This window comes from Pedobacter sp. NJ-S-72 (genome assembly GCF_053890575.1).
Genome location: NZ_CM132681.1, coordinates 5,405,044 through 5,418,923, shown reverse-complemented (window position 1 = coordinate 5,418,923; position 13,880 = coordinate 5,405,044). Strand labels below are relative to the sequence as shown.

The 13,880-nt window shown below is 38.8% G+C and carries 11 protein-coding genes, 1 tRNA gene and 4 pseudogenes; 9 read left to right on the top strand and 7 right to left on the bottom strand.

The annotated features are described in order from the left end of the window. Positions 1 to 16: 16 nt before the first annotated feature. From ACWYN3_RS35560 to ACWYN3_RS35545, 4 genes and pseudogenes are all read right to left on the bottom strand, one after another. A pseudogene (locus ACWYN3_RS35560) lies at positions 17 to 748 on the bottom strand (MIP/aquaporin family protein). A gap of 50 nt (positions 749 to 798) precedes the next feature. Beyond that, a pseudogene (gene glpK, locus ACWYN3_RS35555) lies at positions 799 to 2,291 on the bottom strand (glycerol kinase GlpK). 43 nt (positions 2,292 to 2,334) lie between these two features. Beyond that, the gene (locus ACWYN3_RS35550) at positions 2,335 to 3,306 is read right to left on the bottom strand and encodes a glycerol-3-phosphate dehydrogenase/oxidase (RefSeq protein WP_456218413.1); all 972 of its coding nucleotides are present in this window, start codon (positions 3,304 to 3,306) and stop codon (positions 2,335 to 2,337) included. Next, positions 3,299 to 3,928 (bottom strand): annotated as a pseudogene (locus tag ACWYN3_RS35545) (FAD-dependent oxidoreductase). Before ACWYN3_RS35545 ends, ACWYN3_RS35550 begins: the two are co-directional and overlap by 8 nt. 288 nt (positions 3,929 to 4,216) lie before the next feature. Here ACWYN3_RS35545 and ACWYN3_RS35540 point away from each other — a divergent pair. Both ACWYN3_RS35540 and ACWYN3_RS35535 read left to right on the top strand, forming a co-directional pair. Then, positions 4,217 to 4,741 (top strand): DeoR/GlpR family DNA-binding transcription regulator, encoded by a 525-nt coding sequence (locus ACWYN3_RS35540; protein ID WP_456218412.1) that lies wholly within the window; start codon positions 4,217 to 4,219, stop codon positions 4,739 to 4,741. A gap of 73 nt (positions 4,742 to 4,814) precedes the next feature. Then, a complete protein-coding gene (locus ACWYN3_RS35535; protein ID WP_456218411.1) occupies positions 4,815 to 5,003 on the top strand; it encodes a hypothetical protein in 189 nt (62 codons plus the stop codon). A 25-nt stretch (positions 5,004 to 5,028) separates the two neighbouring features. On the opposite strand, the gene ACWYN3_RS35530 is transcribed toward ACWYN3_RS35535, so the two are convergent. Further along, positions 5,029 to 5,583 carry an acyl-CoA thioesterase gene (locus ACWYN3_RS35530; protein ID WP_456218410.1) on the bottom strand — a complete coding sequence of 185 codons (555 nt, stop codon included), beginning with the start codon at positions 5,581 to 5,583 and terminating at the stop codon, positions 5,029 to 5,031. A 100-nt stretch (positions 5,584 to 5,683) separates the two neighbouring features. Here ACWYN3_RS35530 and ACWYN3_RS35525 point away from each other — a divergent pair, with 100 nt between their 5' ends. Genes ACWYN3_RS35525 through ACWYN3_RS35510 form a run of 4 tightly spaced genes read left to right on the top strand, consistent with a single transcriptional unit; the run spans position 5,684 to position 8,373 of the window. Beyond that, positions 5,684 to 5,905, top strand: a complete 222-nt coding sequence (locus tag ACWYN3_RS35525; protein ID WP_456218409.1) for a tryptophan-rich sensory protein — start codon at positions 5,684 to 5,686, stop codon at positions 5,903 to 5,905. Beyond that, complete coding sequence (locus tag ACWYN3_RS35520; RefSeq protein ID WP_456223267.1) at positions 5,802 to 6,170, top strand: TspO/MBR family protein; 369 nt, start codon at positions 5,802 to 5,804, stop codon at positions 6,168 to 6,170. Before ACWYN3_RS35525 ends, ACWYN3_RS35520 begins: the two co-directional genes overlap by 104 nt. A 48-nt stretch (positions 6,171 to 6,218) precedes the next feature. Beyond that, a complete protein-coding gene (locus tag ACWYN3_RS35515) occupies positions 6,219 to 6,827 on the top strand; it encodes a patatin-like phospholipase family protein (protein ID WP_456218408.1) in 609 nt (202 codons plus the stop codon). After that, positions 6,787 to 8,373 carry a hypothetical protein gene (locus tag ACWYN3_RS35510; protein WP_456218407.1) on the top strand — a complete coding sequence of 529 codons (1,587 nt, stop codon included), beginning with the start codon at positions 6,787 to 6,789 and terminating at the stop codon, positions 8,371 to 8,373. Before ACWYN3_RS35515 ends, ACWYN3_RS35510 begins: the two co-directional genes overlap by 41 nt. 829 nt (positions 8,374 to 9,202) lie before the next feature. On the opposite strand, the gene tamL is transcribed toward ACWYN3_RS35510, so the two are convergent. Next, the gene (gene tamL, locus ACWYN3_RS35505) at positions 9,203 to 11,578 is read right to left on the bottom strand and encodes a translocation and assembly module lipoprotein TamL (protein ID WP_456218406.1); all 2,376 of its coding nucleotides are present in this window, start codon (positions 11,576 to 11,578) and stop codon (positions 9,203 to 9,205) included. On the opposite strand from tamL, the gene ACWYN3_RS35500 reads away from it, so the two are divergent. The 3 genes from ACWYN3_RS35500 (at position 11,569) to ACWYN3_RS35490 (ending at position 12,661) form a co-directional block, all read left to right on the top strand. Further along, positions 11,569 to 12,318: a TrmH family RNA methyltransferase gene (locus tag ACWYN3_RS35500; protein WP_456218405.1), complete on the top strand. Its 750-nt coding sequence runs from the start codon at positions 11,569 to 11,571 to the stop codon at positions 12,316 to 12,318. The two genes, tamL and ACWYN3_RS35500, sit on opposite strands and share 10 nt — an antisense overlap. Positions 12,319 to 12,366: 48 nt before the next feature. Then, a tRNA-Cys gene (locus ACWYN3_RS35495) sits at positions 12,367 to 12,437 on the top strand. Positions 12,438 to 12,478: 41 nt separating this feature from the next. Further along, entirely contained in the window at positions 12,479 to 12,661 is a 183-nt protein-coding gene (locus tag ACWYN3_RS35490; protein WP_068402833.1) for a spore protein, read from the top strand. Between the two features lie 90 nt (positions 12,662 to 12,751). Here the strand turns inward: ACWYN3_RS35490 and ACWYN3_RS35485 are convergent. After that, positions 12,752 to 13,785: pseudogene (locus tag ACWYN3_RS35485) on the bottom strand (quinone-dependent dihydroorotate dehydrogenase). Positions 13,786 to 13,880: the final 95 nt, after the last annotated feature.

Below are 13,880 nucleotides of genomic sequence, written 5' to 3'. Positions count from 1 at the left end.
TTTATTTAGCTGATAATTAGTGAAGCTGCATATAAATAAGCGCTGCTATTGCCGCCCCGATTACAGGACCTGCAATTGGCACCCAGGCATAAGACCAGTCGCTGCCGCCCTTACCTTTAATAGGTACTAAGGCATGTATAATCCGCGGTGCCAAATCACGTGCAGGGTTAATCGCATATCCTGTAGTTCCGCCTAATGACAGACCTATTACCCATACTAAAAAGGCAACTGGAACAGCACCAACAGACCCTAAACCTACTGGTACTTTTGTAGGTGTAATTTCAGCACCCGGTGATATAGAAAACCGTAAATACCAATACAAATGCACCTATAATTTCACTGGTTATATTAGATGTATAATTACGAATTGCAGGACCGGTACAGAAACAGGCCAGCATAGCTCCCGGATCATTGTTGCGGTTAAAATGGTCTTTATACATAACCCAAACCAGGAATGCTCCCATACCCGCTCCAATTAATTGTGCAGCTATATATGGCAAAACGCTTGCCCAGGCAAACTTCCCTGCAATGGCCAGACCGATAGTTACGGCAGGGTTTAAATGTGCACCACTGTAAGGGCCGGCCACCGTCACCCCTACAAAAAAACTGCCAGTCCCCAGGCCGTGGTAATTACCATCCAGCCGCCATTATTTCCTTTGGTATCATTTAACAATACGTTGGCTACTACGCCATCGCCTAAAAGTATAAGTAACATCGTACCTATAAGCTCTGCTATGAATGGACTCATTCTATTAAAATTAAGGTAAATAATTAGTTTGAATCAGTTTCAGGAAGTTATCATTCAGCTTTGCTTTGTGTGGCATGAATAGCTCTCTTCCAATCCTTGATTCCTTTTTTAATGACAGCAGGATCTCCAGAAGGAACAAACTCTTTCTCCGATTTCCATAACTGCTGAATCTCTTCAACACTATCCCAGAAACCCACAGCCAGTCCTGCTAAATAAGCAGCACCTAAAGCAGTAGTTTCTACTACGTTTGGACGTATAACTTTACAATTCAGCAAGTTTGACTGAAACTGCATTAGCAAATCATTCGCTGTTGCACCACCATCCACTCTTAATTCTTTAATCTCCATTCCGGCATCGGCTTCCATCGCTTTTAAAACATCCATTGTCTGATAAGCAATAGATTCAAGCGCTGCAAGGGCTATATGTGCAGAAGTTGTTCCTCTGCTCAGTCCTACAATTGTACCTCTGGCATCAGGTCTCCAATAAGGAGCTCCTAAACCGGCAAAAGCTGGTACAAAATAAACACCCTGAGTATCTTTAACGCTTGCGGCAAGTTTTTCCACCTCAGCAGATTTTTTAATAATCCCTAAACCATCACGAAGCCATTGCACAACAGCACCACCGATAAAAATACTTCCTTCAAATGCATATTGTATTTTACCGTTAATCTTCCAGGCAACAGTAGTTAATAAGTTATTTTTTGATTCGATAAATTCATCACCAATATTCATCAGCATAAAACAGCCTGTACCATAGGTGTTTTTAACCATTGCTTTCTCTATACACATCTGTCCGAAAAGCGCCGCATGCTGATCTCCCGCAATACCTGCAATAGGTATTTTAGAAGCAAAAATGGTGGTTGTAGTTTCACCATATATTTCACTTGATTGTTTGACTTCCGGAAGCATGCTTTTTGGAATATCCAGCAATTCCAGCAATTCATCATCCCATTGCTGGGTACGGATGTTAAAAAGCATAGTACGGCCTGCATTGGTAATATCAGTAACGTGTACATGACCTCTTGTGAATTTCCATACCAGCCAGCCAGCTATCTACTTCCGAAAGCCAGCTCACCTTTATTTGCCCTGTCACGCGCCCCCTCAACATTATCGAGGATCCATCTTATTTTAGTACCTGAAAAATAGGAGTCAATTACTAATCCCGTTTTAGAACGGACTAAATCAGTTTTACCGTCTTTTTTAAGTTGATCACAGAATTCTGCTGTACGTCTGTCCTGCCAGACAATCGCATTGTAAACAGGTTCACCAGTTTCACGATCCCATACAATGGTCGTTTCACGCTGATTGGTAATACCAATTGCTTTGATATTAGACCCATTTATCCCCATTTTAACGGTTGCTTCTGCTGCTACACTGGCCTGAGTCGACCAAATTTCATTCGGGTCATGTTCCACCCATCCTGATTGTGGAAAAATCTGGGTAAATTCCTTTTGTGCTGTAGATTTAATTTGTCCTTTATGATCAAAAATAATCGCACGCGAGCTCGTTGTGCCCTGGTCCAGAGCCAAAATGTAATCTTCCATAACTTATTGATTTATATTGGTTTTAATTGACGCTAAATAATTTCTATTCAGGAGTATAAGGTACAAGTAAATAAGATTGAGCAAGTTTTCTAAAAGCCGTAACCTGTTCTTTTTCCCATGCTTCATCATAGTGAAGTTCTGAGGCTACCAGTTTTGCAACAGCAGGTGCCATATCAATAGCTGCACGTGCATCTAAAAATAAGGCTCTTACTCTTCTGGCTAAAATATCTTCTACAGTACGGGCCATTTCATGTCTGACACCCCAGATGACTTCGGCTTTCAGGTAAGGTAAACGAACGTGAAGCTTTTCTTTCCAGACAGGATTCTCATCTCCTAAAGCTAACACCGCCGCTTCATCACTTCCGTAAACGTATAAGTGATCATTGCGGTCAACATCTGCTTTACTACCGTGGATAGAAAGTTCTTTTGTTTTTGTAGGACGGGAAGCTAAATGACCAACTTCAATTGCTTTGTCAATCGTATCCTCTCCCATTCTGCGGTATGTTGTTGTCCATTTACCTCCGGTGATCGTAATCAGACCAGATGCCGTAACAATCAGTTTATGACTTCTTGAAATTTCTTTTGTTTTTGAAGAACCATCTTCTGGTGCTGCCAAAGGACGTAAACCAGCAAATACACTTAATACATCTTTACGGGTTGGTGCTTTAACCAGATATTTTGCTGCTGTACGCAGGATAAATTCAATTTCTTCTTCCAGGGCTACTGGTTCCAGACTGTGTTTATCAAGTGGGGTATCTGTAGTTCCTACCACTAATTTATCATGCCATGGCACAACAAATAATACCCTGCCATCATCAGTTTTAGGAATCATGATCGCATCTTCACCCGGCATAAAAGTACGCTCAATAACAAGGTGTACCCCCTGACTTGATCTGACCAATGGTTTTTTACCGGGTTTATCCATTTGTAAAAGATCATCTACAAATACTCCGGTTGCATTGATTACAGTTTTACCTTTCAGGTTATAGCTTATCCCTGATTCTACATCATTCAATCACCCCGGCTACTTTATCTTTAGCATCTTTAATTAAGCTTGTAACCTTGATATAATTTAAAACGGTAGCACCTTGCTCCAAACTAGTCTGAGCCAGATTTACAGCCAGACGGGCATCATCAAACTGCCCATCATGATAAACTACCCCACCGTATAAGTGTTCAGGCTGGATCGTAGAAAGTTTACTGATCACATCTTTTTTTTAGATATGTTTTTTTGCACGGCCAAAACCAAGTTTACCGGCTAAGAGATCATAAAGGGTTAATCCAATGGTATAAAAAGCACCACCCCACCATTCATAATTAGGAATAATGAAGGATTCGTTTTTTACTAAGTGAGCTGCATTTTTCAAAAGCAAACCACGTTCATATAATGCCTCTCTGACCAGTCCGATATCACCCTGCGCTAAATAACGCACGCCTCCATGAACTAATTTGGTACTTCGGCTGGAGGTCCCTTTTGCAAAATCGGCCTGCTCTAATAATAACGTTTGATAACCACGGCTGGCTGCTGCATCAAGTGCGGCGCCTAAACCTGTTGCCCCACCGCCAACTACAATTACATCCCAAACCTTTGCCGGATCAACAATACTTTCTATGAGTTCTTTTCTACTTTTGTTCATCTTCTGGGGCCTCCTTATATTTTTTGTAACGATTTGTTTCGCTTTGTATCTCAAATTTATAAAATAAAACATTTCAAAACAAATTAAAATCAATAAGAACCTTCATTTATTTCAAAAACTGTCATAAACGCAATATAAAGAACGTTTATCAACAAAAAGAAGAAAACAACAACCTTAAATCGAAACAAAACGAAACATCAGATAAAATATTTAAGGACGATCTGTAAAAAAAAACTTATGGTTTTTGCTTATTTTTGAATTCAGCAACCCCTAACTAACCAAACCGGAATGAAGAGTATAACCGAAAGACATCAGTTAATTTTAAAAAAACTCCAGGAAACCGGGTCAGTTAATGTACAGGAACTCAGCGCACAAATGATGAAAGTTTCTGATGTTACCATCCGGAAGGACCTGAAGCTTCTGGAAGACAAAAAATTGCTTTTCCGGACACATGGTGGCGGTTCCAAAACAAACCCTTATACAAATGATAAGCCTGTAGCAGAGAAAGAACAGATTCATGCGGATAAAAAAAGGCTGATAGCTACCGCAGCCGCAGAAATGATTGGTCATAATGATTCGATCATCATTGCTTCCGGAACTTCTATGTTAGCTTTAGCGAGAGCAATACATCCGGAAAAACATTTGACCGTGATTACTTCAGCTTTAAATGTTGCACTGGAATTATCTCATCACCTGCATGTAGAGGTTTTACAGCTTGGTGGTCAGCTCAGACAGAATTCATCTTCGGTAATGGGGCCTTATGCAGAACAGATTTTAGCTGACGTTTCTTGTAGTATGCTTTTTTTTTTTTAGGAGTAGATGGGATTGATATCGAAACCGGATTAACCACCACAAGTCTGATGGAAGCCCGCCTGAATCAAAAAAAATGATTAATGCAGCACAGGTTACAGTCGTACTGGCCGACAGTTCCAAAATGGGAAAACGGGGTTTAGGAAAGATCTGTTCAATGGACCAGATTCAGCACGTGATTACTGATGACGGGATCTCTCCAGCCCTGGTTAAATTAATGGAAAACAAGGGCATTAGTGTAACCATTGTTAAAGAAAGAAGTTAGGTCCGGCCAGTACCATTTCAGAAAATTATTCCATTTCGACTTTACAACGCTCCCTGCTTAACGCATCCATAAAACTATGGTGCTCGTAAGCAGTTTGTTTCAACATAGCTTCGTCTTTTTTATAGGTATTTTTAAGCTCCTTTCTGTTCATTGCCTGAAAGAAACGTCTGATATCATCACGGCTTTTCAAAATCAATGCAGGAACTTCTTTTGGCTTATTATCTTCTCCTATAGCCACCATAGTAAAATAGCTGGTATTGGTATGCTTGATCACATGTGTTTTAAGATTTTCTGAAACTACTCTGATCCCAATAATCATAGACGTTTTCCCAACATAATTCACAGATGCCATCAGCGAAACAATCTCCCCCACCTCTACCGGCGCCAGAAAATCGACCACATCAATAGAGGCAGTAATACAATAGCCATCAGCATGTTTTGCTGCGCACACATAAGCGACCTTATCCATCAATCCAAGGATGATCCCTCCATGTATCTTACCGCCAAAATTTGAATAAGACGGAATCATCAGTTCTGTTAAGGTAATCTGAGAACTTGCTACTGGTTTATACGCTGACATGTTATATTTTTTGATTGCAATTTAGCTTTTTTTGCAAAACAGACAAATTTGGCGGGCATGATTATTGATCGAAAAGAAAATAAATACCTGTACATGACCATTGCCAAAAAAAAAAACCTTTAGTTTCGTTGCATTCCTGATAAATATTCTGATTCCGCTAAGTTTTGGTGTAGTGGGTGGCCTGATCACCAAGATGAGTATCAAAACATGGTACCCTTATATCGAAAAACCTTCTTTCAATCCCGCCAAACTGGCTATTTCCTCCGGTATGGTCTTTATTATTTATTCTTATCGGGATTTCTGCTTACCTGGTATGGTCTAAAAGATCACAAATCGTACATCTTCCCAGAACTATTGCCATTTACTTTATTCAGCTGATCCTGAATTTATGCTGGTCTTATTTATTTTTCTACCATCACCTGATCGGTGCTTCTCTGATTGAAATCATAGCTTTGCTGGCAGCAATTCTTGTGAATGGCATAGTTTTCTATAAAATTGACAAAACTGCAGGACTACTCTTTATCCCTTATTTTTTATGGGTGTGCTTTGCGACATTGCTAACCTATAACATTTACCTGTTAAATTAAAAGGCCCGATTCTTTAGGCTTCTAAAAGAAAACGTGTAATTTAGGAAAGTGATCTCCTTAAAAAAATTACTTCTTGTTTTACTCTGTTTTTGTGCATTCCAGGCAAATGCACAGAAGGTAGGATTAGTTCTCAGCGGAGGAGGAGCTAAAGGACTGGCGCATATCGGTACACTGAAAGCACTGGAGGAAAATCATATTCCTATTGATTATATCACAGGAACTTCTATGGGTGGTATTGTAGGGGCGCTGTACGCAGCAGGATACTCTCCGGCGCAAATTGAAAAAATAGCCCTGACTAATGATTTCCAGGATTGGGTAAGCGGGCGATTCAAAAGTGATTATAGCTTCTTCTTTCAGAAAGGCAGCACTAACGCCTCGCTCATTACGGCAAAACTTTCTGTAGACACATCATTGAGAGTAAATTTCAGATCTAACCTGGTGAATGACATCCCGTTAAACTTTGCTTTAATTGAACTCTTATCACAGGCATCAGCTATATCAAAGGATAACTTTGATAATCTTTTCGTCCCCTATCGCTGTATGGTGTCTGATGTATTCTCACAAACAAGCATCACTGTAAAAAAACGGCAGTCTGGCCGAAGCCGTGAGAGCTACCATGACTGTTCCACTAATTTACAGACCAATCAAGCTGGATAACAAATATGTATTTGATGGCGGATTATATAATAATTTCCCAGCCGACGTCATGCTGAAGGAATTCAAACCTGATTACATCATTGGGGCTAATGTATCTTCCAAAAATTTCAAAGAATATCCTAAAAGCGGAGACGAGCGGCTTGTCAACCGGCTAATGCTGTTTATGTTTCTGTCTAAGTCTGATTCTACCCTGATAGGGAAAAAAAACGGCGTTTATATTCAGCCTGATTTACAAGATTTTAGTTCTAGTAATTTCAGCCCCGTTGCCGACCTGATCAAAAAAGGATACGATGCAACAATGGCTGATATGCCTAAAATACTAAATGCCGTAAAACGGAGAGTCAGTACTGAAGAAATCGTTCTCAAAAGAAATAGCTTTAACAATAAAAAACCTCAGCTGGTTTTTAGCGACGTAGCTGTAACCGGCGTAAACAAACAGCAGAAACGTTATATCGAACGTTTATTCAAAAGCGACAAACCAACCTTTGATTTAGCTGATATCAAACAAGGTTATTATAAACTGGTAGCAGATGAAACTTTCGAAACCATTTATCCGAAGATAAGTTATAATCCAGCTTCTGACAGTTATACTTTTGGGATTATAGCAAAACCTAAAAGGAGCTTTAAACTTGATTTTGGAGGAAATATCTCCAGCAGACCTATCAGTAATGTATTTCTTGGCTTACAGTACAATTATCTTAACCGAAAGGCTTATACTTTCGGTACAAACTTCTACTCTGGTCGCTTTTATGAGTCTATTCAGCTCAATGGCCGTATTGATTACCCTTCAAAACTACCATTCTTTTTAAGTGGCGAAGTAACTTACAATCACTTTAACTTTTACAATACCAGCCAGATCTTCATTGAGAACCCGCATCCTACCTATATTGAACAGTCAGACCGAAAGATTGAATTAAAAGGCGGAATCCCCCTCAACAGGAACACCAGGATCACATTAAGCACTTCTTTCATCAATAACAATGACCACTATAGCCCGACCAATTCATTTAACATTGGTGACATATTAGATAAAACTGTTTTCAACGGATCAAGAACTACTGTTGCCTTTGAACAAAACACGTTTAACCGTAAGCAATATGCTACCAGAGGAAGAAACTTCTTGCTCAGTCTCAATTATTTTAACGGCAGAGAGATCTACACCCCAGGTAATATCTCCAGAAATAGTGGTGCGTCAGCTGATATAGAAGAGAATCGTAAACACCGGGAATGGTTCAACATCAAACTAAGCGACGAAAATTATTTCTTTCACAAAGGTAAGTACACCCTTGGCTATCTGGTAGAAGGTGTAATTTCAAATCAGCCTCTTTTTTCAAATTATTACTCTACCCTGCTTGCGGCCCCTGCCTTTTACCCGCTGCAAGACAGCAGGTCTCTCTTCCTTGAAAAATTCAGAGCAAGCACTTACCTGGCTGGTGGGTTAAAAAATATTTACAAATTACATAAGAACTTAGATCTCAGAGTAGAGGCTTTCCTTTTCATGCATGCCTTATCAGGAATTTGCTCAAAATGGCTTTCAAAAGATTGACAACGCTTCTACTTTTAACCATATACATTATGCAGGAACAGCAGGGTTGGTTTATCATACACCGGTGGGTCCGGTTAGCCTAAGCTATAATTTATATGATGATCCGATAAAAAGAAACGGCGTTTTACTACATTTGGGGTATCTTATTTACAATAAACGCTCCATTGAGTAATCGTCTTTCGGCATCTGCTCTTGGATAAACCCTAAAAAACACAATGAAAACAATATACTACTGCTTACTATTTCTATTAATTTCCAGCACAGGCTACGCTCAAAAAAAGCTGACATCAACAATTTTATTGTTAAAGAAAGCCTGCTCAAAAATAGTAAACTAGCTATTATTGCCGCAGACTCCCTTGATCAGCCGCTTGAAAAAATCAATGGACTTTATACTTTCACTATAAGCGGTTTTACACAAACCCTGAAATTTAACGATGGTGTTGCTATACTGCCATTGCAAAAATTGATAAGTCTGCTTTCGTTTATGTAAAACATCAAAACGACAAAGGCACGCATAGCAAACTGCTTTATATTTATAAAAAAGAAGGAAGCCTGAACCCTTTCACTATCAATAGCATGTGGATGGTCCTTTTCCCGTTATTGCTGGTTTTCATTGCCTTCGCTTTCAGAAAACTTATTATTTATGCGGTTATTATTTTACTGATCTTCATTTACTTCAATCACAGCAACGGCCTGAACTTATCAACCTTCTTTGAAACCATATTTGACACACTGAAAAAAGCATTTTAGTTAACAGATCTTGTTTTAAAACAGAAAGGGTGATATGTCAATTATGACATATCACCCTTTCTGTTTTAAAAGATTTTATTTAGAATGGCAGGCCTATACCAAAATTATACTGGAAGAACCGGTAAGTATCCGGACTATTTGCTGTATTGTATGTATTCTGAAACTCTCTCCTCCCGCTAAACAATTTCGTAATCACCCACTGATCTTCTGGTGCAAACTGAGGATCTCTTAATTTAAGACCGACATCAAATCTGAATACAAAATACTGCAAGTCGTATCTTAGTCCCATTCCTGTACCAACTCCAATCTGGTTTGCAAGGTTCTTGAATTTGAAATAAGTTTCAGGATTCGGGTTACCCGGAGCAATGTTCCAGACGTTACCAGCATCCAGAAACGCCGCACCTTTAAGCTTTGCCCCGAAAAACTTATCAATTAATTTAAAACGGTATTCCAGGTTAGCTTCAATATGCATCTGCCCCAGCTGATCAATACCATAAGACACCTTTCTTTGCTCTTCTGAAGTCAATGTGTTCCCTCTATTGTAATTCCCTGGCCCTAAGGTTCTGGCTTGCCATGCACGGACCCCGCTGGCACCACCTGCAAAGAATAACTTTTCAAAAGGAATAGACACAGAATTACCATAGGCATAACCAACACCTGCATTAAGCCTTGCAATAAACTGTTTATCAACACCTAAACTTTTATACCAGCGTACATCAACTTCAGGACGTATATACTGATTAAAAGGCAATCCCAGAATATTAGCATAATCCCCGTTAGAAGGATCATGCTTAGTATCAATAATCCTGGATACCCCATACAGCATATTTCCTGCGATATCTATATTCCCCCTAAAATAAATAAAGCTCTTGTTCAGCAGCAGCTTATTTGCATTTAGCGTATACGCATACTTCATCCCAATAGTAAGATCTTTCCTGGTCAATAGATTTATGTTGTATTTATTCCTGTTATAGGTACTATTCCCATCTATGGTAGTCGTATCAATAAGTAATCCTCCAAACCTGTATTCAAAATTCAATGGTGTAAATGAATGTAATTTCGATTTTGTTTCTACCCAGTCGTAAGTAATCGAGTTCAATATCACCCTGCGTACAAAGAAGTCTTTTTGCAGGGAGTAGATATAACTTGTCGAGAATGTAGTAGAAGGCATCCCATTTTTTCCCATTAGCGGAATATTAAATGGAACCATCAGGCGCGGTACTGCCAGGTTAGCACTTACTGAGAAATCGCGCTGATAAATATCGTTAAACAATTTACCTCCTTGTCCGATTCTGGATTGCAGCCCCCCTTTGATCTGGAACTCAAAACGCTCAGCCCCTCTGAAAATATTATTATTTACAAAAGTATTACTTACTGTAAATCCAACAGTACCAGCATTAAAAGGCACCTCTCCCTCTACCCGGTTACTCATCCGCTTTTGAGGTGTTAACTGAATTAACGGGTTCAGTACATTTGAACTGTCTTTAGATTTTACATATTCAATCTTTACATTTTTAAAAACATTAAGCTCATATAAACGATTATAGGTCAAGCTCTCTTTAGTCACATCATAGGTCTCACCTTGTTTTAAAAAATCATACCGGACAATCGGGTTTCTCCTGAAACGTTTAGACATATCAGTAAAACGTATCCCTCTGTATATACGTGGGTTTAAGGTTATCGAGTCTGTAAAACCTTCGGTTGAGGGTGCAACCAACCACACATTCGTTTCTCCAATTACATATTGTATATGTTTTCCATTTGCAGGAGTATCAATGAGGAGTCCCACATTAGCCTGACTTTTATTCAGCGAAGAATCTACTTCAAATCTCACATAGGGTCTGGAAAAATCATAATAGCCATGCTCTTTCATCATTTGATAGATCTGCTCTCTTTCAAGAGAAAGAGAATCATCATCGTACCGTACTCCTTCATGCAAATGGCTGCTAAAAGATTTATTGCCCATATAAAGCGCCCTGATGTCCGGGTCAGGAATATTATAACTTAATTTACCTATAGAAAACGACGGTCCGGTACTTGCAATAAAATCGACCTGGGCGCGCTGATTCTTCACCTTAATCTCTGCTCTTACTTTCGCCATAAAATAGCCCTTGCTCATCAGATATTTTTCGATCTGTCCTCTGGAAATTTCAACCAGTGTACTATCCAGCACAGGTGCTTTTTTACCCACGGATTTTGTTTTAAATAAAGTATAGAAGATATTGTACAATCCTACATTGATCCCTAACCGGGATGAAGGACGAATATCTTTCTGAATATAATTCAATGCTTCTTCTTTATATTTGGAAGGAATACTGTCTATTGCAACAACTTTCACGATCGATTGATTCTCTTCAATGAATTTTGTAGAGGAGCAGGCAGCAGCAAAAAGAATAATAAATAGTAATATTGCGGGAAACTGGAATTTCTCTTTATAAATAGAATATGCTTTCAAAGTCTCAGATAAGTTTTATAAAATCGTTACATCAAAAAAAGTACCGCAAAGAGCATGGGTTATTTATTATTGAAGGAATAAAATCAATAGTAGAATTTATTCCTTCCGCTTACCAGATCCATAGTATCTATTTTCTGGCCCAATATCATTCTTTACTACCTAAATTACCTCCAAATATAAAGTTATTTGAAGTAAACAATGCCGAATTAGAGAAGATTAGTACGCTACAAGCGCCACAAGGTATTCTGGCACTGGTAAAATATACTGAAACTACTACATTCGACAAAAGTACGCTGCATAACAACTTCTCACTTGTCCTTGATGGGATACAGGACCCGGGAAATCTGGGCACTATTATCAGAACCGCAGACTGGTTTGGATTTAAAAATGTAATTTGTTCTATGCACACTGTAGAAGTTTATAATCCTAAAACAGTACAAGCAACCATGGGTTCACTATGCAGGGTGAATGTAAGTTATCAGGATCTGCCGGTATGGTTAAAAGACATTAAACTTCCTGTTTTTGGTGCAATGTTAGACGGAAATAGTCTTTACAAAACAAAATGGGGTACCGAAGGTCTCGTTGTTTTAGGCAATGAAGGACAGGGAGTGAGTGACGAAGTGAATATTTTAATTAATAATCCGGTGACCATTCCAAGGGTTGGAGAGGCTGAGTCATTGAACGTTGCGGTGTCGGCAGCAATCTTTTGTGCAGATATTAGTAGAAATTTGCAGAAATAAATTGCGGATTAAGTATTAATTGCTATTTTTGCAACCTGAATAAAAACAGGTCGAGTGGCCGAGTGGCTAGGCAGAGGTCTGCAAAACCTCGTACAGCGGTTCGAATCCGCTCTCGACCTCAGGATTTATAATAAAATTAAAAAAACTAAAGGTTAAGACCATGGCAGTTACAAGACTAAAAAGAAAAGACAGAAAGAATAAAACAACTTCACGTTTAGAAGTTAAAACTTTGAAACTAGCTACAAACATTGAATTAGGTAGTCGTTCACAACAACCTAAAAAAGATCAGTTAGCTAAAAACAATCTTTTATTAGATCAACTTTCTGCAGCTTTAAGAGCATAAGTTCTAAAGTTAAGACATAAAAAAAGCCTTTCTGAATATTCAGAAAGGCTTTTTTTATGTCTCTTATTTTTTTTCATGTGCATTCGTCTGTTAAACCAATGCTTTGCAAATTCTCTTCACGATACCCGGCCCCTCATAAATAAAGCCCGTATATAATTGTACTAAAGAAGCTCCTGCTTCCAGTTTTTATCTTTTGCATCCTGTGGTGAATGAATCCCGCCCACACCTATAATTGGAAATGCTTTATTTGATTTCTGAGATAAATACCTGATGACTTCAGTTGAACGAACAGTTAGAGGCTTGCCACTTAGTCCTCCCGCTTCGTTTGCTATTTCTGCGGCTGTAGTCAAACCCGTTCTGTCGATTGTTGTATTTGTTGCAATTACACCAGCAATACCAGACTCCATTACAATTTCAACAATATCATCCAGCTGCTCATTGGTCAGGTCTGGTGCAATCTTTAATAAGATTGGTCTGGAGATACCATCTTTATGGTTACGCTCCTGTAAAGTCTTAAGTAATAATGTTAAAGGTTCTTTCTCTTGTAAAGCTCTAAGACCAGGTGTATTTGGCGAGCTTACATTGACTACGAAATAGTCTACCACATCAAATAAGCGATCGAAACATTTTACATAATCTGAAACAGCGTCTTCATTAGGTGTATTTTTGTTTTTTTTTCGATGTTTACCACCAATAACAATGCTCTTATCTTTCAGCTTCAAGACCCGAAGGCGTTCAGCCAGCGTATCCACCCCTTTGTTATTGAAACCCATCCTGTTAATGATCGCTTCATCCTCAGCAAGCCTGAACATCCTTGGCTGATCATTACCCGGCTGAGGCAATGGCGTAACCGTTCCTACTTCAATAAAACCAAACCCAAGATCACTCAATGCTTCTATATATTCTCCATTTTTATCAAAGCCAGCGGCAAGACCAACAGGATTTCTGAATTTGATACCAAAAACTTCACGTTCCAGACCTTTGATATGAATATCAAAGGTGCTTCTGATGATGGTTTTGCCTAATGGAAAATGTTCATGGAACCATTTGAGTCTCTGGACTACAAAATAATGAACTTTTTCAGGGTCAAATTTGAAAAATAAAGGCTTAATTAAACGATACATAGTGCGAAGATAGGAACGATTTCATAGGATTACAATTGCTGTATCCATCTTTTTCAGACAAAAATAGCATGAACTTTGTAAAAAAACGTAGAAAT

Excerpts from the sequence above, each read along its gene's own strand:
- ACWYN3_RS35540 (WP_456218412.1), top strand. The coding sequence starts at position 4,217 with ATGAAGAGTATAACCGAAAGACATCAGTTAATTTTAAAAAAACTCCAG.
- ACWYN3_RS35490 (WP_068402833.1), top strand. The coding sequence starts at position 12,479 with ATGGCAGTTACAAGACTAAAAAGAAAAGACAGAAAGAATAAAACAACT.
- ACWYN3_RS35535 (WP_456218411.1), top strand. The coding sequence starts at position 4,815 with ATGATTAATGCAGCACAGGTTACAGTCGTACTGGCCGACAGTTCCAAA.
- ACWYN3_RS35530 (WP_456218410.1), bottom strand. The coding sequence starts at position 5,583 with ATGTCAGCGTATAAACCAGTAGCAAGTTCTCAGATTACCTTAACAGAA.
- ACWYN3_RS35510 (WP_456218407.1), top strand. The coding sequence starts at position 6,787 with ATGACTGTTCCACTAATTTACAGACCAATCAAGCTGGATAACAAATAT.
- ACWYN3_RS35500 (WP_456218405.1), top strand. The coding sequence starts at position 11,569 with ATGCTTTCAAAGTCTCAGATAAGTTTTATAAAATCGTTACATCAAAAA.